At 42.2% G+C, this 20,730-nt stretch carries 21 protein-coding genes; 2 read left to right on the forward strand and 19 right to left on the reverse strand.

The window, feature by feature from the left end; translation table 11 throughout:
- Window positions 1–27 precede the first annotated feature (27 nt).
- Window positions 28–789, forward strand: a complete 762-nt coding sequence (locus tag BJI48_RS06010; RefSeq protein WP_095332972.1) for a hypothetical protein — start codon at window positions 28–30, stop codon at window positions 787–789.
- Here the strand turns inward: BJI48_RS06010 and BJI48_RS06015 are convergent.
- From BJI48_RS06015 to BJI48_RS09590, 7 genes are all read right to left on the reverse strand, one after another.
- Window positions 786–1,292, reverse strand: coding sequence for a chemotaxis protein CheW (locus BJI48_RS06015; protein WP_095332974.1), 507 nt, complete (start codon window positions 1,290–1,292; stop codon window positions 786–788). The two genes, BJI48_RS06010 and BJI48_RS06015, sit on opposite strands and share 4 nt — an antisense overlap.
- The gene (locus tag BJI48_RS06020; protein ID WP_095332976.1) at window positions 1,282–3,666 is read right to left on the reverse strand and encodes a chemotaxis protein CheW; all 2,385 of its coding nucleotides are present in this window, start codon (window positions 3,664–3,666) and stop codon (window positions 1,282–1,284) included. Before BJI48_RS06020 ends, BJI48_RS06015 begins: the two co-directional genes overlap by 11 nt.
- 69 nt (window positions 3,667–3,735) lie before the next feature.
- Complete coding sequence (locus BJI48_RS06025) at window positions 3,736–4,668, reverse strand: chemotaxis protein (RefSeq protein WP_257874414.1); 933 nt, start codon at window positions 4,666–4,668, stop codon at window positions 3,736–3,738.
- A 16-nt stretch (window positions 4,669–4,684) separates the two neighbouring features.
- Window positions 4,685–5,500 carry a metallophosphoesterase gene (locus BJI48_RS06030; protein WP_143428776.1) on the reverse strand — a complete coding sequence of 272 codons (816 nt, stop codon included), beginning with the start codon at window positions 5,498–5,500 and terminating at the stop codon, window positions 4,685–4,687.
- On the reverse strand, window positions 5,497–6,537 hold the full coding sequence (gene argC, locus BJI48_RS06035) for an N-acetyl-gamma-glutamyl-phosphate reductase (RefSeq protein WP_257874415.1): 1,041 nt from the start codon (window positions 6,535–6,537) through the stop codon (window positions 5,497–5,499). Before argC ends, BJI48_RS06030 begins: the two co-directional genes overlap by 4 nt.
- Window positions 6,527–6,745 carry a sulfur carrier protein ThiS gene (gene thiS / locus BJI48_RS06040; protein ID WP_343286667.1) on the reverse strand — a complete coding sequence of 73 codons (219 nt, stop codon included), beginning with the start codon at window positions 6,743–6,745 and terminating at the stop codon, window positions 6,527–6,529. The genes argC and thiS overlap by 11 nt, the downstream gene beginning before the upstream one ends.
- A gap of 91 nt (window positions 6,746–6,836) precedes the next feature.
- Window positions 6,837–8,429: a methyl-accepting chemotaxis protein gene (locus BJI48_RS09590; protein ID WP_095332982.1), complete on the reverse strand. Its 1,593-nt coding sequence runs from the start codon at window positions 8,427–8,429 to the stop codon at window positions 6,837–6,839.
- Between the two features lie 133 nt (window positions 8,430–8,562).
- Between BJI48_RS09590 and BJI48_RS06050 the strand changes: the two genes are divergently transcribed.
- Window positions 8,563–8,814: a hypothetical protein gene (locus BJI48_RS06050; protein WP_095332984.1), complete on the forward strand. Its 252-nt coding sequence runs from the start codon at window positions 8,563–8,565 to the stop codon at window positions 8,812–8,814.
- 27 nt (window positions 8,815–8,841) lie between these two features.
- Here BJI48_RS06050 and BJI48_RS06055 read toward each other — a convergent pair whose 3' ends face one another.
- The 12 genes from BJI48_RS06055 to BJI48_RS06105 form a co-directional block, all read right to left on the reverse strand.
- Window positions 8,842–10,221, reverse strand: a complete 1,380-nt coding sequence (locus tag BJI48_RS06055) for an MATE family efflux transporter (RefSeq protein WP_257874416.1) — start codon at window positions 10,219–10,221, stop codon at window positions 8,842–8,844.
- Window positions 10,218–10,766: a methyltransferase domain-containing protein gene (locus tag BJI48_RS06060; protein ID WP_095332986.1), complete on the reverse strand. Its 549-nt coding sequence runs from the start codon at window positions 10,764–10,766 to the stop codon at window positions 10,218–10,220. The genes BJI48_RS06055 and BJI48_RS06060 overlap by 4 nt, the downstream gene beginning before the upstream one ends.
- Before the next feature lie 92 nt (window positions 10,767–10,858).
- Window positions 10,859–11,890: a glycosyltransferase gene (locus BJI48_RS06065; RefSeq protein WP_095332988.1), complete on the reverse strand. Its 1,032-nt coding sequence runs from the start codon at window positions 11,888–11,890 to the stop codon at window positions 10,859–10,861.
- A gap of 9 nt (window positions 11,891–11,899) precedes the next feature.
- Entirely contained in the window at window positions 11,900–12,799 is a 900-nt protein-coding gene (locus BJI48_RS06070) for a glycosyltransferase (RefSeq protein ID WP_180763069.1), read from the reverse strand.
- Window positions 12,790–14,244 (reverse strand): glycosyltransferase family 1 protein, encoded by a 1,455-nt coding sequence (locus BJI48_RS06075; RefSeq protein WP_095332992.1) that lies wholly within the window; start codon window positions 14,242–14,244, stop codon window positions 12,790–12,792. Before BJI48_RS06075 ends, BJI48_RS06070 begins: the two co-directional genes overlap by 10 nt.
- On the reverse strand, window positions 14,241–15,212 hold the full coding sequence (locus BJI48_RS06080; RefSeq protein WP_095332993.1) for a hypothetical protein: 972 nt from the start codon (window positions 15,210–15,212) through the stop codon (window positions 14,241–14,243). The genes BJI48_RS06075 and BJI48_RS06080 overlap by 4 nt, the downstream gene beginning before the upstream one ends.
- Window positions 15,202–16,608, reverse strand: a complete 1,407-nt coding sequence (locus BJI48_RS06085) for an O-antigen ligase family protein (RefSeq protein WP_095332995.1) — start codon at window positions 16,606–16,608, stop codon at window positions 15,202–15,204. The genes BJI48_RS06080 and BJI48_RS06085 overlap by 11 nt, the downstream gene beginning before the upstream one ends.
- A complete protein-coding gene (locus BJI48_RS06090; RefSeq protein WP_095332997.1) occupies window positions 16,608–17,378 on the reverse strand; it encodes a glycosyltransferase family 2 protein in 771 nt (256 codons plus the stop codon). The genes BJI48_RS06085 and BJI48_RS06090 overlap by 1 nt, the downstream gene beginning before the upstream one ends.
- A 38-nt stretch (window positions 17,379–17,416) precedes the next feature.
- Complete coding sequence (locus tag BJI48_RS09455) at window positions 17,417–17,581, reverse strand: hypothetical protein (RefSeq protein WP_180763070.1); 165 nt, start codon at window positions 17,579–17,581, stop codon at window positions 17,417–17,419.
- Between the two features lie 159 nt (window positions 17,582–17,740).
- Window positions 17,741–18,052, reverse strand: coding sequence for a hypothetical protein (locus BJI48_RS06095; protein WP_095332999.1), 312 nt, complete (start codon window positions 18,050–18,052; stop codon window positions 17,741–17,743).
- Window positions 18,053–18,299: 247 nt separating this feature from the next.
- Complete coding sequence (gene glf / locus BJI48_RS06100; protein WP_095333001.1) at window positions 18,300–19,418, reverse strand: UDP-galactopyranose mutase; 1,119 nt, start codon at window positions 19,416–19,418, stop codon at window positions 18,300–18,302.
- A 3-nt stretch (window positions 19,419–19,421) separates the two neighbouring features.
- A complete protein-coding gene (locus tag BJI48_RS06105; RefSeq protein ID WP_180763071.1) occupies window positions 19,422–20,726 on the reverse strand; it encodes a Na+/H+ antiporter NhaC family protein in 1,305 nt (434 codons plus the stop codon).
- Window positions 20,727–20,730 lie beyond the last annotated feature (4 nt).

The following is a 20,730-nucleotide window of genomic DNA, read 5'->3' on the forward strand; positions in this document are numbered from 1 at the left end:
TATAATTCTAACAAAAACGGAGGCAATGTGCTAAGCCTAGAATATATCCCCAAAGATAAAGAAAATGATATGACTATCCTGCAGGATTGGCTAAAACATCTCAAAGTTGATTTTTTGATTGTCCCAGATAGCCCCAAACTCAAACCCACCCCAGAAGCTTGTCTTATCAGCACGATATGGGGGGATAGGCTGGGGGTCGATGTGATTGCGAGTATTGCAGGTTCTGGCAGGCGAGAAGAAAGGATTGAAAGTCTTTTGTTGGGGCTTAGATATGCAGGCATTCACAAGGTCGCTGTTGTTGGTGGGGATAAACGACAAAATGGCGAACTTGGTGGCTGGCAACTCGCAAAAAAGGCAAAAGAAATCTTGGGTGAAAAAAGTTTTATCATCTGTGGGAGTGGCTTGAACCTTGATAAAGAAAATAAAAAATCATTAGAAAATAAAATCGCCAATGGTGCAAAAATGATTATCAGCCAGCCCGCATTTGACCCAAAAAGCGCTCAAAAGTTTTTGAAAAGTTTTGAGGAGGTAGCCAAAGGCTCTGGGGTGAAAGTAGCGATGGGATTTTTTCCCATCTATGAAAGCAGTTTATGCCAAAAAATACTCACAGATAATCTCGGGTTTGACATCCCAGATTCATACAGGCAAAACCTATGCAAAGATCCTTTCGGGACGAATCTCAAGCTTTATGGCGATCTTGAAAGTATGGGTTGTAATATCCATCTTTGCGGGGCAAAAAACGCATTTATCGGTGATTTTATCGCCAGTATGAGCGGGAGAGAGATTTAGAAATCTCTTTTTAAAAGGGTCTCAATTTTGAGAATCGTAACGAGGCGATCTTCTCTTTTGCCCACACCATACATTAGATTGTCCTGTTCAGCAAGGGTTTCTGGGACAGGGTCGATGTCAGATTTTTTGATCCGAATCGCTTCGGTGAGCTTGTCGATAACAAAACCAGCGATTTGGTCATTATGGCGCACAACCAAATAACGGGTGTCTTTGTCTTGCTTGGCAGAGGGGATGCCAAACTTCAATCGCAAGTTGATAAGTGGGAAAACATTGCCTCTAAGGTTAAAAACCCCGAGGACATAATTGGGAGTTCCTGGCACCCTCGTGTATTCGATGGGCTTGACAATCTCAATGACATTCAAAATAGGAACAGCAAATTCTTCATTCCCGACAATAAATCCGATGACTTGAAGAATATCTTCGATTTCTTCTTGTCTGCTGGGGCGCTCATTGGTTTGTTTTTGCTTATCAAAGACATCTTTGAGTGTTTTATTATTGCTCATCGCTTGCTCCGTCTATGTTGAGTTTGATATTACGCTTGACTACGTTAGCAAGGTATTCTGCGGTATAGGGCTTGGTGATGTATTCTGTCATCCCTGATTCCACCCCACGCATACGATCGGTTTTGCTTGTCCGACTAGTAACTGCGATCAAAGGCAGATTTTTGAATTTATTATATTTCCTAACCTCAGCAGCAAAGGTATAGCCATCCATTCGAGGCATTTCAATATCAACCAAAACCGCATCGGGCATTTTGTCGCCATTTTTGACGATCTCAAGCCCCTCTAATCCATTGGCAGCTTCAAGCACGGTAACACCTAGAGGCTTGAGGCATTTTTTCATAATCGCCCGATCGGTGTTGCTATCATCAATTGCAAGCACAACATAATCGCTAGGAGAATTTTTTACCTTCGAGGCTTCGGCTTCATCGATAAGCTTATTGATACTGACTTTGACATTTTTTGCCATATCCATCATCGCCCCGACATCGACAATCAATGTGATTTTACCATCGCCTCGCACGGTTGCCCCTGCAATACCTGTGGTGCTTTTGAGATAATAACCCAAAGACTTGATAACCACTTCTTCTTGACCGATGAGATAATCTACAATCACGCCGATTTTTTGATCTGCCAAACCAACGATGACAACATAGACTTCATTCATCGTTTCCAAGATAGAATCAACCTTGAAAATATCAGCCAAACGCACCAAAGACAAAACCTCATCACGCAATCGCAACACGCTTTTGCCATCAACGGTATAAATCTCATCTTGGCTCACCCGAACGGTCTCAAGAACTGATGAAAGCGGGATGGCGTAATATTCCTCCTGGACGCCTACAAGCAAGGCTTGGATAATCGCTAGCGTGAGCGGGATTTTGAGCTTTTCTGTCGTGCCGACGCCTTTTTCAGACTCGACTTCAATCAACCCATTGAGTTTTTCGATATTGGTTTTAACGACATCCATCCCAACGCCCCGCCCGGAAACATTCGAGATGGTTTTTGCAGTGGAAAAACCGGGCTTGAATATAATGCCAAATGCTTCTTTATCCGTCATCGTATCGGCTTCCCTCTCGGTAATCACGCCTTTTTCGATGGCTTTTTGCTTTAGCATATCAGGGTCTAAGCCCTTGCCATCATCTGCGATCTCAATGACAATATGATTGCCCTCATTATAAGCTTTAAGCTCAACCTTGCCGGTTTCTTCTTTGCCCGCAGCTTTTCGCTCCTCTGGGGTCTCAATGCCGTGATCGCAGGAATTTCTAATGATATGGATCAACGGATCGCCGATTTCTTCGACGATGGATTTATCAAGCTCTGTTTCTTCTCCAGTGATAATCAAATCAATACTCTTGCCTAATTCCCTAGAAAGATCACGCACCATTCGGGGGAATTTGTTGAAAACCTTTCCAACGGGTTGCATTCTCGTTTTCATCACGGCAAGCTGGAGATCTGTAGTAACCGTTGAGATAGAAGAAACAACCTGATTGAGTTCTTCGAGGAATTTTTCCCCATCGTAGCGCTCTTCCACATCACCATAGATACGGATGAGCCTATTTTTGCCAAGCACAAGCTCGCCAATGAGATTCATCAAATGATCCAAACGCCTCACATCAACACGGACGGTTTGTTCAACACCTGTAGATGGGGATTTGTTTTCATCTGCTTTTTGTTTGGGTGCTTCAGGCTTTTTGCTTTGGGCAGTTTTTGGGGGTTCTTGTTTTTTGGGAGGCGCCTCTGTAGGGGCAGTGGGCGCTTGGACTTCCTCTTGTGCGCCATCTTTTTTCTTTTGAGAACGTTTTTGCTTGTCTGCTTCTTGTCGCTTTTGGAGCAATCTTTGGATCTCTGCTTCGACTTCTTCAGCACTCATATTCGCATAATCAAGCTCAGGTTCATCAGCTAGCGGATTTTCTGCTTCTGGGGCGTTTTCTGGAGTGCTTGGACTCGCTGGAGAAGCGACCTCTTCTTGAGCTTGGGAAGACTTTTCATTTGAAATCGCTTGGAGCTTTTTGACGGTATCAGAAATATCAATGCCACTATTAGAATCTGTCCCCGTATCTCGGATGGTTACCAAAAGGGCTTTCATCAAGTCAATTGATTGCAAAACCACGTCCATAACATCGGGAGTAAGCTTTAGCTCGCCTTTTCTGGCTTTGTTAAGAACATCTTCCATATTATGTGTCAAATGCGTGAGGGTATCAAAATTCAAAAACGAACTTGAACCTTTGATAGTATGGGCAACTCGAAAGATTCGATTGAGGAGTTCAAGATCCTCAGGGCTATTCTCAAGCTCGACGAGATCTTGATCTAGCTGTTCGATCATTTCAAATGCTTCAATTAAAAAATCTTCCATTATCTCTTGCATATCATCCATTTAAACACCTCTTTTTTGATATTGATTCAGATTTGTCGTATTTTACAATCATTTCTATAAAACTTTGATTTAGCCTAAGATTTTTGAAATCTCATCATAAAATTTATCCGCATCAAACTTAACCAAATAGGCTTCAGCTCCTAGATCTTTGGCTTTTTCTGCGCTGTATTTGTCGCAAATTGAGGAATTAAAAATCACAGGTATGTTCAAAAACCTACTATCTTGATGGATCTGAGACAAAAAATGAAAACCATCCATTTTTGGCATTTCCACATCCGAAATAATCAACTTCAAATGCTCAGAAAGCTGATCGCCATATTCATCATAAAGTTTTTCTAATTTCCTCATACCATCTTCGCCATCAATCGCTTCTATGATAGTGAAACCCATCTCAACCAAGTTTTTTCGAATCATTTTTCTCGCTGCATTGCTGTCGTCCAAAAACAAAACTATACCATTAAATTTGGCTTTTTTGTGGTCGGGGGGATAAGGTGATTTTTTATTATTCTCTTGATAAAAATCTAAATCATCAATGATACTTTCCAAATCAAGTATCAAAAGCGTTTTGTCATCTTCGATTCTCGTGATTCCTGTGATACGCTCCCTCTCAATAACGCTAGAAGAATTAAAATGCGCCAGCTCAATATCTTGCCAATTGATACGGCGAATCCGCTTAGCACAATGCACGATAAAGCCGATCTTGATATTGTTAAATTCTGTGATAATAACGGTTTTTTCTTCGTGCGTGTGGCTAGAAACGATACCTATCCACTTAGAAAGGTCAATCAGAGGGATGATGGTTTGCCTCAAATCAAAAACACCCACCACATAATCAAGATCTGAGGGGCATTCAAAAACTTCAGGCATTTTGATGATTTCTTGAACTTTGGCGACATTAATGCCATAAATACCTTCATAAATCCCATCTTCTCGGGCTTCATAAATCCTAAAGTCAATCAATTCGATTTCATTCGAGGCTAATTTTAAATTGGTATTGCTCAAAATCTACTCCACTTCCTTATGACTTTTGGTTTGATTGTATAATAAAAGCCCTTTTTTCACAATAAAAAGACGGGAGCGAAATATAATAATCAAGTTTTTTCCCAATATGGAAATGACCCTCGATCACGCCACCAACGAATCCCAGATTATTTTTTTTCGCAAATTGCGAATATTTTTCAAATCTTTCCAAAGCAAATTTTTCAAAAGCCCCGCCATCCATCTGCAACAATTTGATAGGTTTTTTTTGGATTTTTTTAGAAACCTTAGCATAAATGACCCCCAAGCTTAGCCTATCAAGAAGCTTTAGCAAACTTAGGACCAGCGGGCTTGTCATCGTGCGGATATAGCATTCATAAGTCTTGGTGATAAAAATATCGCCGTGTGCCAAAAAAAACCGCCTGCCCTCCCAGAGGAACAATGCCGGCTGCAACGAACGCGGATAGAGCTTCACGCAAGGCAACAAAACGCTATTGATACCAAAATCGTGATTGCCCTCAAAATAAAATACTTCGGTTTTCTCGCTAAGAGCGTTGATAAGGGCTATCAAGCCAGCATTTTCTTTTTGGCTCGAGGGGAGATGACCCAAAAATAGATGAAAAACATCACCCATCAAAAAAACCTGCTCGGGAGGCGAAATGATAAGATTTTTTACAAAATCCAAAAACTCGATGGTTTTTCCGCCCGAATCCATAAAATGCGAATCGGCGAGGAAAACAGCGCCATTTTTGATAACAGGAATTTCTATCGCCGGGTCGGTGATGGGATTAGTGATAGGATCAATGGCGGGGTCGGTGGCAAGATTGATGGCAGGGTCGGTGGCAAGATTTGTCATCGTGCAATTTTTGGGATACAAAGATCTTCGGGTAAACCACACATCACATTCGCATTTACCACTGCTTGCGAGCTTGCGCCCCGCAAAAGATTATCAATACTCGCATTGATATAAATATCCTTGTTGCGACGGAGGGCAAAAAGATCGCAAAAATTCGTGCCACGCACATTTTTTACATCCACGCTTTGATTTCTTATGCGGATAAATTTTTCTTTTTCATAGCGATTATGCAGGACTTCCATAGGGTCGATGGGGGCTTTGAGCCTGCCAAAAACGCTTACTAACATCCCCTGACTTAGTGGCGTGAGATGGGGAATGAAATTCACCTGCACGCCTTTGCCCCCCAATATCTCGCATTTTTCTTCTATCTCGATTTGGTGGCGATGGCTAAGCGGGGCATAACTGAAAATATTTTCATTGATATGGGGGTAATGCGTGTTATCTGTGGGGGTTTTGCCCGCCCCACTCACGCCACTTTTGGCATCAACAAACACGCTAGAATCTTCCAAAAATTCCAAAAATGGCAACAACGCCAAAAGCGTTGCGGTAGGGTAACAACCCGGATTAGCGACCAAAGAAGCGTTTTTGATAGCCTCACGGGCATATTCAGGCAACCCATAAACAGCGTGGGTGAGATTATGCGTATCGGTATGGGGGGTTTGGTAGTTTTGTTCGTAGTTTTGGGCGTTGAGGCGATAGTCTGCAGAAAGATCGACTACTTTTTTGCCACATTCCAAGATTTCTTTGGCAAATGCCATCGCGTGCTTGTGCGGGAGAGCGAGAAAAACCAACTCACAATGCTTGGCTGCTTCTTTAGCATCGGCTTTCACCACAGGCATTTCCAACACATTTTTGAAGCAAGGATGGATCGCAGATAGCTCCTTGCCACCCTCAGAATTTCCCATATAGACAATCTCAAAAACCCGGTGATCGCAAAGAATCTTGATGAGTTCAAGCCCGGTATACCCGCTCACACCGATGATCCCTACAGGAATCTTGCGTATTTTTTCTCCCATCAATTCGCTTCTATGCCCCATCAAAACCGCCCCCGCCCATAAATTGCAAAAACTCTATTTTATCGCCATCTTTGGGGAATGTATTCCCCCAATCGTGTTTTTTCACCACGACCGCATTCAGCGCCACAGCCACGACTTTTGACTCGATACCGAGCGTGTCTAAAATCTCTTGGATATTGAGCGCTTTAGCGAAACGTTTGTTTTCACCATTGATAAGTAGTTCGATCATTTTTTCTCTCCAATAGGCAATAACTCGAACGTGAAGCTCTTGTTATTTTTGTGGCGTATTTTTACATTCAAATGTAAATCCCAACCTTATTTTAGGTTTTGAATTTTGAAAGTTCCAAATCAAGCTCTTGGGCTTTTTTTGTCAAATCAAGCACGATTTCTTCAATACTTTGCCCCATTTTTTTGGTATCTGAAGAAATTTTAACAATCCTATCGGTCATTTCATTGAGTTGCTTCATTTGTGCGACGATCAAAGAATTTTTATGCACGACGCTTTCGGATATATTTTTTGTGTTCGCTAGGTTTTCTTGGGTGAGCTTGGCATCATTGATGAGATCGGAAGCTTTTTGAGAAACTTCTTTGCTTTCTTCTCCAGCAACCCGTATATGCTGATTGACATCTTCGATACTTTGGGCAGCTACATTGATCATCGCTGCGATTTCTGTCAAAGATTTTTGCGTCCTTGCTGCGAGTTTGGAAACCTCATCAGCGACGACAGCAAAGCCTCTGCCGTGTTCGCCAGCATTCGCCGCCTCAATCGCAGCATTGAGGGCGAGGAGATTGGTTTGCTCGGCGATATCTTCGATGATAGAAAGGATACTTTTGATTTCGTTGGTATTATGGATGAGGGATTGGGAATTTTCCATAATATTGCTTTGATTTTGGCTTGATTGCAAGGTCAGATCAACAACAACCTGCAACTTTTGGGCGAAACTTTCTAGCGTGCTATCGGTTTTTTCAAGGTCTTCAATCGTAACATTCAAATCTTCTTGGGCGGTTTCTAGGTTTTTGCCTATATCTTTGCTAAGGCCATTCATCAAGTTGATAGAATCGACTTCTTCATCAGAATTTGTCCTCAGTGTCCCCGAGATATTTTTTAGCGTTTGGCTGGTTTGGTTGTTTTTGTTGGCGATATTTTTCCCTATCGAGATGGTATTTTGGATCTTTTCGATAAAGGCATTGAAATAAAATGACGTGATCCCCACTTCATCTTGGCTTTTTATCGCGATCCGTTTCGTCAAATCGCCCTCATTGGTAGCGGTGAGATCTTTTGCCATATTGGTGAGTTTATTGAGCGGTTTTATCAACTCCCGTTGAAAAAACACCCAAAGCCCAAAAACTGCCAACAAGGAAATAACAATCATCGTAAAAAGAATATTTTTAGAATACGACTGGATTTGAGAATAAAATTCATTCAAAGAAATCCGCAACTCCATCACGCCCAAAACATCGCCAAGTTGAGAATTTGCGTGGCAGTCCAAGCAATTTTTTTGTGCGATGAGGGGTTGCAAAAGCAAGATAGATTGCCCGTCAGTATCTTGGATATGCTCGATGTCAGATTTTTTGGTAGAAAATATTTTTTGAATCTCGGGATTTTTAGTAAATGCTTTATTAATGCCAAAAAGCTGCAAAACATCTTGGGATTGGTGGATTTTAAGAGAGCTCACCCCCTGAATCTCTCGGGAAGCCTTTAGCGAATCATCAATCGCCTCCCGCGTCCCCATCGCCATACTCGCACGCACAGTGTTGAAGATAGAGTTACTCAACATCATAGCCGTTTTATTCCCCTCTGTTATCGCCATTTTTTCATAATCTTGCTTCAATAGCCAATAGATAGCCATTGAACCAATGCCAAAAAAGATAATCAAAGTAAAAATAACCTTGTTTTGAAAGCTTTTCAGCATAACAACCTCCCTATTTTTTTGTTTTGTTTTGTTATTGTTTTGTCTAGGCAGTATAATCAGGATTTATTTGTAATCTGCTTAAGGTTTAATAAATTTTGAGAAAATTACATATCAAAAACAAAGGTAGGCACAAATGAAAAAAATTTTATTGACTTTTTTACTCAGCACATCCTTTTTGATAGCCACCCATCAAAACCCTAATCAAAACCCCGCACAAACGCCGAGCAAAATCGTGCATTTCCCCGCCCATCTCGACCAGTGCATTGATGGGTATTTATACAGGGTGTTTTTGGACGAACATAATCAAATCATCCCCAGTTCGATCCATCAAGTGATGGAAAAAAGCACCTTGCACGAAAAAATGCTCCCCAAACAATGCAAATAAATCACAGGGAATTAAATTAAATATTTTTTAAATAATCTTACCGGGGCGTTGCCACACCCCCGTCCTAAAGACAAGCCAAAATATCAACGCACGGATATACGTTTCTAAAAAAATCATCACAAAAATCCACTCCACCCCAAAGCCCAGCCGTAGCAATACCCACATCGGAAAAATCCGAAATACCCAGATACTCCCAGCATTTATCCACAAAGAAATCTTGGTAATCCCCGCACCCCGCAACGCCCCATCAAGCACAAAAACCCAGATCAAAGGGATTTGAGAAAGCCCCACAGCCAACAAATACAGCTTTGAAACATAAAGCACCTCTTCTTTTGAGGTAAAAATCGATGAAAAATCCAGGGCAAACCCCGCCATCACCAAGCCCAAAACGCCCATTAGCACGGAAGCAATCTTTAAAATCGTTTTGATAAAATCCCCCGCCAAATCGATCCGATTTGCCCCCAGACTTTGCCCCATCAGTGCCATCGCTGCGACCATAAAACCAAAACCGGGCATAAAAGAAAATGCCTCAATCCGTGTGCCGATTTGCGAACCTGCCAACACGCTATCACCATATTCAGACAAAAATTTCGTTGTCAGCACCAAAGAAAATAATGTCAAAAGCCTCTCAAGCCCCGCAGGGATACCGATCTTGAGGGCATTTTTGAAAAACAAATAATGAAATTTGAGGCGAAAACGCAAATACCGACTTTTTGAAAGCATTAACACCAGCAAAATCACAAGCTCCAAATAAGCCGTGATATTGTTGGCATAGCCCGCACCGATAATCTCAAGTCTTGGGAAACCAAACTCCCCAAATATCAGGGCATAATTCAAGCCAATGCAAAACGTTGTCGTAAAAAGACGCATTACAAAAGGGGTGAGTGTATCGCCAATCCCGGCGAGTGCAGAAATCATAATGTTTTTTAAAAACATCGCTGGGATCGCATAAATCACGACACACAAATAGGTCTCTGCCAGCCTTCTGGCGTCTTTTCCCATATCGATCCAATCCAAAAAAGCCCCATAGCCCAAAAATGCGATCCCTATCACAGGGATACACACAAAAAACGCCCCGATGAGAATCGTAGAAAACACCAAATTCGCATTTTCCCTATCCTTTGCCCCAAAAAATCTCGAAACTTGGGCGTTTGTCCCGATATAAAAAATCGCATTGATCGTATAAAACAGCATAAAAAAATTCATCGACACGCCGACTGCTACGATATGGCTATCAGAAAGCCTCCCCATAAAAAACATCGAAATCGCAATGACAAAAATATCCAAAAACGAATTTGCCCCCGATGGCAGGGCGATATTAAAGATTTTCCGCAATTTTTGAAAAAATGTCAAATCGCTTATTTTCGGCTCTTCCATTGCGGTTTCTTTCATTTTGGCGTCTTTCATTGTGGTTTTTTTGCCCCAAATGTGATGACTTTTACCTCTTTTTCGAGCCGATAAGCGGTCCGCTCTTCTTTGCAAAAAATCTCAAAATCACCAAACTCCCTTTCAAGCTCACCAGGTTGCAAAATCTTATCCGCACCCATATCGATAGGAAAAGCCTCATCAGCGATGAATGTCTCCATCAAAAACACACCCCCTCTCTTCAAGCCCGCCTTGATACCGCCAAAAAGCCTGCGATTGAGAAAATAAAAATCCAAAATCACCTCATAGGCACAGGGCTTTATCGCATAATCATCTAAATCCACGCATATTGGGATCACACCTGCGACACCCGCAAGCGAGGCAAGCCCCACCGATGAAATATCTACACACTCACAAACAAAGCCTTTTTGGGCTAAAAATAGGGCATTTCTCCCATTCCCACAAGCGATGTCTAGCACCCTACCTTGGGGCAAACTATCGCTAAAACGGACCAAAAAATCGCTCGGGGTCTGGGGCATAAAACCTCCAGAATGTCGCTCATCCCATTTGAGCGCGTCTTCTTTCATTGTTCTTCTCCGATATTTTGCAAAATCATATCCAAATCCGATTGAATCTCATCTTGACAAAACCAAATCCCAAAGCTAAAAAATCGTTTTTGTTATCGGAAAATTTTATATTTTAGCCATTTGAGACAGCCATAAATCGGGGCAATCACACCCATAGGCACGTGCAAAAAGAGCCAAAACCAAATCGCAAACACGGGCGGGATAGCAAAATCCTGCCTGATCGCTTCGACCACGCTAGCCACACGGGCGTGGATATGGCATTCTGGGATATGTGCTTTTTTACCCACATAGATAGCTAGCAGGATATAACGGGTGTATTTTTTCAACACAGGCACAATGAGTTGCGGGCAAAATGCTGGCGTTTTGGCAAAGTCCCTAAAAAATGCCTGCATATCACAGACACGATCGAGCGGGATAGTAAAATCTTTGAGATGACTGGAAGCCTCAGGATTGCTTTGGCGATAAAAATAATAGGGCGTTTTGATAGTGCCGATCCTTTCAGCCAAACAAAGCGTTTGGAGTGCAAATGGATTATCCACCCAGCCTGCCCCCTTTGCCTCTACAAATGCGATTTTGTGGCGGAGCAAAAACGCCCGTTTATACACACCCGCCCAAATGCTGGGGTGAAAAAACAGCAACGCCGGGCAATCCTTTATCGTAAAAACATCGTTTTGCGGGGCGATTTTTTGTGTCCGCTGTGTCCATTGTGCGATTTTACACTGCGCTTGCTGGGAATCATCGCCATCAAAATACTCATAATACCCGCATTTGAGCACGTCCAAATCCTTTGATTTTGCCACCGACAAAAGCGTCGCATACATCATCGGATCAATAAAATCATCCGGCTCTACAATCGCAATATATTCCCCCCTTGCCCGCCTCATAGCGAGATTACAGCTATGCCCATAGCCACCATTGGGCTTATTGATGACCTCTATCCGCCCATCACGCAAGCTGTGAGCCTGCAAAATCTCCAAAGACCCATCGGTAGAGCCATCATTCACACAGAGGATTTCCATATTTTCCACGCTAACGGCTAGCACGGAATTTAGGCATTGTGCCAAATATTTTTCGACATTATAAACAGGGATAATCACGCTAAGGGTTTTATTGGGAGTTTTCATTTGGGGGCTTTATTTGATAGCGAGATGGATGATTTTTTGGGCGATTTGCTTGGCTAACAATCGGCGTTTCGAGCCAATAGGGAACAACAGCTTGATAAATAGATTTTTCACTCCCATTTTGAGCCGAAATTTTAAGCTTTTTTGTTCCTGTAGATAGTCGTTTATCATCTTACGGCGTTTTTGCATTGCGAGTTTTTGGGTAAAAAAATACGAATCCTTTTCCCACCACGAATTCCCATAATGGTGAGCCAAAACCGAACGATCGGTCAGATCTTCTAAAATCGGGGTTTTCCCACAGGTGATAGGGGAAAAATAATCTTTCGGGTAGATCTTCACCCCCGCGCTCACGATGGGTTCGCTCATCCCATACACATAGCCTTTGGAATCGACAAAACTGCCATTATCCAGAAAATACAACGCCGTGATCTTGGGACCGATGAGGAGTTCCTTGCGAGCCAGATAAAGCTTGCCTAGATTCTCATAAATCCCACACATAAACGCACAAAACTTCGAGCCTTTTTTTGCCCCCATACTATGGCTGGTATAACCGCCTTTTTCGTTGTATTCTGTCCCGATAAAGGCATCATATTCGCTCGTTGCCTCTAGCTCTTCGACGAGTTTATCAAGCTTCTTGCCATCGATGATTTCAATATCGCCATCAAGATACACCCCGCCATAAACTTTCAGCACCCACCAGCGAAAATAATCACTCAAAAACACCCCATCACCTAGCTGGGTCATCGCCTGCACGTAGGGATTGAGGTCTAGGGGGAGATTGGTCGCATCCCAGCATTGGAATGTATAGCCATAGTCGCTAAGCTTTTCTTGCCAGTTTTGGAAATACTCTTGGTAGATGTCCTCTTCCCCGCCAAAGCCAAAAAATATCCGATGGATAGTTTTTAATGACATTTTTTCTCCTGTTTGTGTTCGCATTTTTCGCTATTTTCGCTATTTTTTTCGCCCGATTTTTGTTCGCATTTTTCGCCCCGCTTCTCTTCGCATTCTTTTTGGCATTCTTTTTTGCCCGATTCTTCTTCCGATTTTTCCTCGCATTTTTTCCCTTGCCCTGCCCCCGCGACCGCTTGCATTTTTTCTATCATCTCTTGGGCGCATTTTTCCCAGCTAAATTGCTTGGCTTGCTCTCGCCCCCGCATAGACAATGCTTTGGCAAACTCGGGGTCAAAATAGATTTTGCCAAATGCCTCACGCAAGGCTATATCATCGCTTGGAGAAACGAGCAACCCCCCATCGCCGACGACTTCAGGAAGCGATGTCGTGCTAGAAGCGATCAAGGGCGCCCCGCACGCCATCGCCTCCAAAGCCGGCAAACCAAACCCCTCATAGATAGAAAGATACACACTACAGAGGCTGTGCGCATAGAGATTTGCCAGATCCTCATCATCGACATAGCCTGCCTTGATGATTTTGTAGCGATAATCCCCCAAAGAAGCGATCTTGCGATCTAGCTTGCCGATAAACTCTTCCCAATGCCCCCCACCAAGCACGAAAACCACATCATCGATGGCGTTTTCACGGATAAAATGGATAAAATTTTCCACCACAAACAAAAGATTTTTGCGAGGTTCTAGCGAACAGAGGCTAAAAATGTATTTTTTATCTGGCGGGATATGGTATTTTTGGCGGATTCGCTGGTTTTTGGCATTATTGACATCGGGGAAAAAGCTTTTATTGGCTGCGAGGTAAGTAACCCAAAAATGGCTAGGGTTGATCTGGGGGGCGTGCTTCAAAAAATCATTTCTCGTGCAAATCGAATTGGCAAAATAATAATCCTCGCTATTAAGCGAATCAAAAAGCTCTCTAAACCATTGCTTTTTGTTCTGGGGAAAATACTCGCTTAATTCCAAAGGGATGGTGTCGTGGAGCAGTGTAAATTTGATGATATGAGGGTGGTTTTTAATAATGTCAGGGATTTTATATCTTGGAGAAAAAAATATATAAGTTTCCTCTTTGTCCAAAACGATTTTATCAAAGGGGGCAAAAATTTTTTGCCCCAATAAAAGCAATGCGGTAAAAGACTTTGCCAAAAATTTTTCCAAAGCATTTTTGGGGGTGAAACCAAAACGCCAACAAAATCCCCAAGAAACCCATTGGCTAAGCTTGGAATACATACAAATATTGTCAATTTTTTTATAAACATCGCTAGATTGAAAATATTTTTTGACAGCGACATCACTCCTCATATCCACATAAAACAATATTTCGATCTCATCGTGGCAGGAAGCATAGTGCAAAAATTCACCAAGCAAATTATACGTAGTCAGACAAATACCGACCCGACTTGAAGTTTTAGTAACCATATCGCTCAAAGTGCTAACATCAAAAATAATTTTCATCGTGTGGCTTTTATCAAATATTTAAAATAATTTTTTAATTTTTTAATAAATAATTCTTTAATCAGAATAATCCTACTGATAAAAATAATATGCCCCGATTTTTTCAAATTATCTTTGGCAAAAAGATGGGGATATTTGTCTTGATGGGCGATGACAAATCCAGGTAATAAGCCTTTTTTGGAGCAAAATGCCAAATCAAACCCTACCAGCTCATAGCCAAAGGGCTTTTTCTCACTCATCATTCGTTTTGCCTCTGTGCGGGCTTCAGGGATTTGCTCCCGCCATTCTTGATGGGAAAATGAATCAAGCTTTTGGATAACCTTTTGCTCACCCCCCATATAAGAAAAATGCCACCCACTAGGGAAAAAATGCCTTTGGTGCTTGCCCTCATAAAGCCTGATTTTTGTAGCGGTCGTGCCAATATTGACATCAGACTGAAAACAAACGCCATAATCAGACAAATCACCCACATCATCAAGAATGGATAAAAAATCCTTATAAAAAAGCATTTTTGTCCCGTGTGTCCAGATATGGTATTTTGATAACGCATTGAGATAAAAATAAAATGCCAGCATATCCAAGGCTTTGATTCCGGGTTTGTGGCGGTGGTTTTGGATACTTTGCGGGCTTGGGATTTCATCGACATCAGAGATGAGAATCACATCTTCCCCACACGCACCCTCCAGCCCCAAAGCCATCTGATTTCTTTGGTAATTTTCTCTCGCCCACCTTGTTTCTTCGGCATTTTTTTGGGGAAATTCAGGGAAAACCATCGGGATATAGATGATTTTAGGCAAAAACTTTTCAAATCTCGATTTGTTTTTTTCAAATACATAGTCCTTTGCCATCCCCGTAAAAGTCTCATTGGCTTCGATGATGATAAATCTATCCACCACGCTATCAAGGATATGGAGACGGATTTCTAAAATATCTAATTCATCATAAAATGTAAAACAATCAAATACCATTATCGCACCGCCGACAACTCACCCCCAAAGCAACACCACAGAGGATAAAGAAAAAATAATTAATATTTGACCAAGCGAATGTTGCATCAAAAAATATATTCCAAACTACTCCAATCAAAAAAATAAAAAATCCGACCAAAAAAACTTTTGGAACCACTTCTGTTTGAACCTCAAAAATTTTGTGCCTGATGATAAGAAGCATTGATATAAAATTCATCAGTATAAAAATAAACCCCTCAATACCCAACTCAAAAATAAAAGACAAAACCATATTATGGGCGCTTGTATAATAAAGCAATGTGCGGGAACGATTCTGCATATAAGGGTGTTGGAGCGAATCAATAGGAAAGATATTTTTTAGATTCACATCGAAAGAAGCATTAAAAAACCCATTAGGGCGAAAAGGATTTTCCTTGATAGCCAGCCAAGCACTTTTCCAAAGGCTCAAGCGATTCAACGCACTCATCTCAAAGCTAAATCGCTCATCAAGTTTCTCCCCGCTAAAAGGCGAGCAAGAATAAACATAATCAATAAAACAATTTCTATCAAAGCGCCCCATCTCTGCAGGGGCATAGCTCCAGACAATGCCGATATGCTCGATTATTTTTTTGAAATTAAACCGCTCGCTAAAATCCGCACTTTTGACCACCAGCCCCACCCCAGCACCTACCATCAGGACAAATCCTAGCGTGATGATTGGTTTTTTGTGTCGCACGGGCAAGAAAAACATCGCTACGATTGCCATCACGCCCACCGCCAAAATCGAGCTACGCGTGCCATTGGCAAACAACCCAAAAAGGCTCACACCCACAAGCAGGCAGGAAGCAAACCGCCATTTGCCTTTGAGGTAAATCACCATTGCCACAGAAAGGGCTAATGCGAGGAGCAAAAATATCGCATACGGGATAATTGCCCGCTCACCAAAGCCAGTCGCACGGGGATTGTGCGTGAGGAGAAAATCTACAATCGTAGCGATGGGATGAGAAAAAATCGCTACGCCTAGCAAGACCAAAAACCATCGCAAGGCTTTAGGCGGGCAGGTCTTTGCCACGAGATAAAAGAACAATGCCAAGATTAATGGCAAAATCAAAAACTGCCCGATGGCTTTGAGCGTGGCTATGGAATCAAAAGCAAAATGCAACGAGATAAGCGCCATCGCAACCACGCCCAAAAAGCTAAATATCCAAAATCTAATCGGGTGCAGCTCCCTAAAAATCCGCCCGATTTTAAAGCCATTTTGATAAAGATAACCCAGATACAACAGCCCACCAATGGCTAAAATCGTATCTTTGATCAAGAAATGGGTATTTATCGAGATGGTAAAAAATGCCACAGCCAAAAAAATCACACTCCAAAGAGCGATGTTATCGGGGTTTTTTAGATAAGGGGTTGCCATCACGCCACACCTTTGAAGTATTGGCGGCGTTTTTTTAGCCCATAAAACGCATAATGGGCAAAATAATACGCACTTTTTAGTAGGCTAAGTTTTTCGATCTCACGATAAACCTGCCATTGGCGTTTGGCGGATTTGATTTTATTGTGCGTATCGCTCCCACAGCGAATGCGGATAGAAGCTAGGAAGCAAGGAGGCTGGAATGGGGGGGGGGCATAACTTTTTTGGTTTTTGAGGATTTTTAGCCAGATTTCATAATCGTGGCGGATCACACCACTGCTGACTTTGCCTAAGATTGCAGTATCATAAACAGCCGTTGAATTGCCAATATCGCAGGTTTTTAGGGCGTCTTGATAGCTAATGATTGGTTTGGGGGAAAATGAGCCGATTTTTTTGCCCTGCGTGTCGATGACAAAATAGGGCGTATGGCAAAAGGCGATATTTCTAGAGAGCATAAAGGCAATCTGGATTTTTAGCTTGTCTTTTTCCCACGTATCATCGGAGTCCAAAAATGCGATATATCTGCCTTTTGATTGCTCCAAAGCGAGATTTCTGGCTTGGGATACGCCCTGATTGGTTTTTAGAAAAATAGGGATAATCCTAGAATCCTTTTTGGCGTATTTTTTGATGATAGCCACACTGCCATCGGTTGAAGCGTCATCAACGACTAAGCATTCAAAATCGCTAAAACTCTGCGAAATCACCGATTCAAGTGCGTCGCCGATGAAGCTTTGGGTATTGTAACTAGGGATAATGATAGAAACCGATGGCATTTTACAATCCTCTGGCACGGAGCAAACGTGGCTTTAGGCTAGCTGATACGTTTGGAGGCACTAAAATTTTGTTGGTTTTTGCTGGGGGGGGGGGCAAATGTGATTTGTGGGTGCTTGAGTGGCATAGACTCCATCAAAAGCGCTCGGGGTTTCTCGGACAAAATCGCTACTTGCGATATTTGCGATACTTGATATTTTCGCATTGCTGGGTTGTGCACTAGTTTGTGTGCGATACATTATTATCAAAGCCTCATCTCCTATATTTTATTTTTGCAGATTCAAAGCGTGCATTGTAGTCAGATTTATCTTTAAATTACTTTATAGAGCGTAGATTCTTACTGCTGGGTTGAAAGAATGACAGATTAAACACTTCTTATCACAAGGGCAATCGTGGCAAAGAAGCTGATTAATCCAAATACGGCGGCACAAATAGCTAAAATTTCCATTACAGCTCTCCTATCTCTTTGATTATTTTTAATATCTTCTTTTGTAGCATAAAAACGCTTAATCCAAGCACTACAATCGTTAAAGCACTTAAACCTAGTATCCAAAGCATTGCTTTCAGTAATTCGAGTAAAAATAAAGGCAATTAAGGTCAATAACGAAGTAAGAGCAAAGTTTCTATAAGTCTTTAATTCTTCGAGCTTTGCTTTTTTCTCATCTAGCTTTGGCATTGTTTATCCTTGAATAGGCTTGGTTGAAAGAATGAAAAATTAATCATTATTTTCTAACGTTGCAGTATAGGCACTATAAGCAATCACACAAAATCCTAGAGTAATTAATCCAAAAACAAAATATTCCATCATTAATCCTTTTTTATTTCGTAGATTTGTTTGATGATTTTTCTAATTCTCTTGTTGATGAGGAAGATTATAACGATACTATAGCGAAAGTTTTGTAACATCGCTAAATAGAATGATTTTATCTCGTTTTTTCTAGCGTCTCAAAAAGCTCCAAAGCCTTTAATATCGCCTTATCCATATCATAATATTGGTATTGCCCCAGCCTCCCGATAAAATAAACATTTTTTAGCTCGCTTGCCTTGTGGGCGTATTTTTCATAGAGATTTTTGCTCGCTGGATTTGGCACAGGATAAAATCGCTCCAACCCTAGAGTATAGGCCTGAGGGTATTCAAAAGAAACCACGCTATGGGGAGCATTTGGGGGGCATTTTTGATCCAAAAAATATTTGTATTCGACAATGCGTGTGAAGTCATAATTATTCGGGTAGTTGATCACACTCGCTTTTTGGAAATATTCTTTTGGGACTTTGAGAAAGTCAAATGCCAAACTCCGATAGGGCAATTCCCCAAAGCAATAATCAAAAAATTCATCGATTCCCCCGCTATAAAATACCCGCTCAAACTCCCCGCTCGGCATTTCTTTGAAATCAGTCTGCAATGCTAGGGTAATCAGGGGATTTTCTATCATTTTTTCACACATCTTGGTATAGCCCTCAAGCGGGATACCCTGAAATCTATCCTCAAAATAGCGATTGTCTTTGCCAATACGCACAGGCACTCGAGAAAGCACGGAGGTATCGAGATCTTGAGGCGCGCATTGCCATTGCTTCAATGTATAGTGATAAAAGATATTTTCATAAACAAAATCGCTCAAAAACTTTAATTCTTCTTGCGTGGTTAGCTCGGCAATGGAAACCTTGCTACCATAGGCATAGGTTTTTAGCAATTTTTCTTCCCATTCTTTTGCCATCGATTCAGGAAATAGCGTTGCTAGGGAGTTGAGATTAAAAGGCACAGGGACCAGTGCGCCTTTTACCAATGCCAAAACTTCGTGCATATAAGGATAAAAGCGTGTGAATCGCCGCAGATATTCCCAGACCTTTGATATGTTGGTATGGAAGATATGTGCGCCGTATTTATGGACATTTACGCCATTATCATCGTAATCATAAATATTCCCGCCGATATGATCACGCCTATCGATGATAAGAACCTCTTCTTTACACTCATTTGCCAGCCTCTCTGCTAGCACCAACCCCGAAATACCCGCACCAACGATAAGATTACGCACTGCCATTTTTCACCCCAACACCATCGCACCCACAATGCCACCGATAAGCAAAGGGATGTTATAAGAAATAAATGTCGGCACGCAGGTATCCCAGATGTGATTGTGTTGGCCATCGGCATTGAGCCCTGAAGTCGGTCCCATCGTGCTTGAAGATGCCGGAGAGCCCGCATCGCCCAAAGCCCCCGCAATACCAAGTAATAAAATCGTCGCTGGCGTGCCAAAGCCCAAAGCCACACACAACGGGCAATAAAATGCCGCAATCACAGGGATCGTCCCAAAAGAAGTGCCAATCCCTAGCGTGATAAGCAAGCCAATCGCAAGCATTAAAATCGCCCCGCCGAGCTTGCCACCGACTAAATCCGTAGTCGCAGAGACAAGCTCGCCAATCGCCCCGCTCTCTTTTAGCACTTCGCCAAATCCCGCAGCGATAAGCATTACAAAAGCGATGAAAGCCATCATCTTTAGCCCCTCATCCATCACCAAATCCATCTCATTCCATTCGATGACCTTGCCAAGCAACATCACAAGCAAGCCAATAAATGCCCCAAACGGCAAAGAACCCGTGTAGATCTGCACCCCAAAAGCCACCACCGCACCCAAAAGCATAAAATAATCTTTAAATCCCAGTCGGATATTTTCTAGCTTTTGCACTTGGGCCTCTAAAATCTCCTCCCGATAAACACGGGGCTTGCGGTAAAGCACCAAAATAGCGATAATAAGCCCTATAAGCATACTCAAACCGCCAATCCACATCACGCTAGCGATATCTGAAAGCCCCACATCGATACCATTTTGTCGCATTTGATCCCGCAAAATCGTATGAAAAATCAATCCAAACCCCACAGGGATACTCACATACGGGGCTTCCAGCCCAAAGGTCAAGGCACACGCCACAGCCCGACGATCGATTTTAAGGCGATTCATCAAGCCCAAAAGTGGCGGGATAAGAATCGGGATAAAAGCGATATGCACGGGGATGAGATTTTGGGAAAAACACGCAATAAATGCGATGAAAAAACACAGGAAAATCGCCTTGCCATCGATGAATTTTGCGATTTTATAAATCAATATTTTTGTGAGATTTCCCCGTGAGATCGCCACTGCCAAAGCACCCAAAAGCACATAACTCAAAGCGGTTTCAAGATTGCCTTTCATCCCGCTTATCATCACGCCCATCGTCTCGATCGCCCCCATCCCTGCGACCAAGCCCCCCACTAAAGAAGCTGCGATGATAGCAAGCATTACATTGAGGCGAAACAAACACAACACACACATCACCACCACAGCGATGACAACAGGATTGAACACGATCAAAACT

It is taken from the genome of Helicobacter sp. 11S02596-1 (genome assembly GCF_002272825.1).
Classification (GTDB): domain Bacteria; phylum Campylobacterota; class Campylobacteria; order Campylobacterales; family Helicobacteraceae; genus Helicobacter_J.

What these genes read in the sequence shown, in the direction of transcription:
- BJI48_RS06015 (WP_095332974.1), bottom strand. Translation starts at nt 1,292, where the DNA reads ATGAGCAATAATAAAACACTCAAAGATGTCTTTGATAAGCAAAAACAA.
- BJI48_RS06020 (WP_095332976.1), bottom strand. Translation starts at nt 3,666, where the DNA reads ATGGATGATATGCAAGAGATAATGGAAGATTTTTTAATTGAAGCATTT.
- BJI48_RS06030 (WP_143428776.1), bottom strand. Translation starts at nt 5,500, where the DNA reads ATGACAAATCTTGCCACCGACCCTGCCATCAATCTTGCCACCGACCCC.
- argC (WP_257874415.1), bottom strand. Translation starts at nt 6,537, where the DNA reads ATGGGGCATAGAAGCGAATTGATGGGAGAAAAAATACGCAAGATTCCT.
- thiS (WP_343286667.1), bottom strand. Translation starts at nt 6,745, where the DNA reads ATGATCGAACTACTTATCAATGGTGAAAACAAACGTTTCGCTAAAGCG.
- BJI48_RS09590 (WP_095332982.1), bottom strand. Translation starts at nt 8,429, where the DNA reads ATGCTGAAAAGCTTTCAAAACAAGGTTATTTTTACTTTGATTATCTTT.
- BJI48_RS06050 (WP_095332984.1), top strand. Translation starts at nt 8,563, where the DNA reads ATGAAAAAAATTTTATTGACTTTTTTACTCAGCACATCCTTTTTGATA.
- BJI48_RS06055 (WP_257874416.1), bottom strand. Translation starts at nt 10,221, where the DNA reads ATGAAAGACGCCAAAATGAAAGAAACCGCAATGGAAGAGCCGAAAATA.
- BJI48_RS06060 (WP_095332986.1), bottom strand. Translation starts at nt 10,766, where the DNA reads ATGAAAGAAGACGCGCTCAAATGGGATGAGCGACATTCTGGAGGTTTT.
- BJI48_RS06065 (WP_095332988.1), bottom strand. Translation starts at nt 11,890, where the DNA reads ATGAAAACTCCCAATAAAACCCTTAGCGTGATTATCCCTGTTTATAAT.
- BJI48_RS06070 (WP_180763069.1), bottom strand. Translation starts at nt 12,799, where the DNA reads ATGTCATTAAAAACTATCCATCGGATATTTTTTGGCTTTGGCGGGGAA.
- BJI48_RS06075 (WP_095332992.1), bottom strand. Translation starts at nt 14,244, where the DNA reads ATGAAAATTATTTTTGATGTTAGCACTTTGAGCGATATGGTTACTAAA.
- BJI48_RS06080 (WP_095332993.1), bottom strand. Translation starts at nt 15,212, where the DNA reads ATGGTATTTGATTGTTTTACATTTTATGATGAATTAGATATTTTAGAA.
- BJI48_RS06085 (WP_095332995.1), bottom strand. Translation starts at nt 16,608, where the DNA reads ATGGCAACCCCTTATCTAAAAAACCCCGATAACATCGCTCTTTGGAGT.
- BJI48_RS06090 (WP_095332997.1), bottom strand. Translation starts at nt 17,378, where the DNA reads ATGCCATCGGTTTCTATCATTATCCCTAGTTACAATACCCAAAGCTTC.
- BJI48_RS09455 (WP_180763070.1), bottom strand. Translation starts at nt 17,581, where the DNA reads ATGCGAAAATATCAAGTATCGCAAATATCGCAAGTAGCGATTTTGTCC.
- BJI48_RS06095 (WP_095332999.1), bottom strand. Translation starts at nt 18,052, where the DNA reads ATGCCAAAGCTAGATGAGAAAAAAGCAAAGCTCGAAGAATTAAAGACT.
- glf (WP_095333001.1), bottom strand. Translation starts at nt 19,418, where the DNA reads ATGGCAGTGCGTAATCTTATCGTTGGTGCGGGTATTTCGGGGTTGGTG.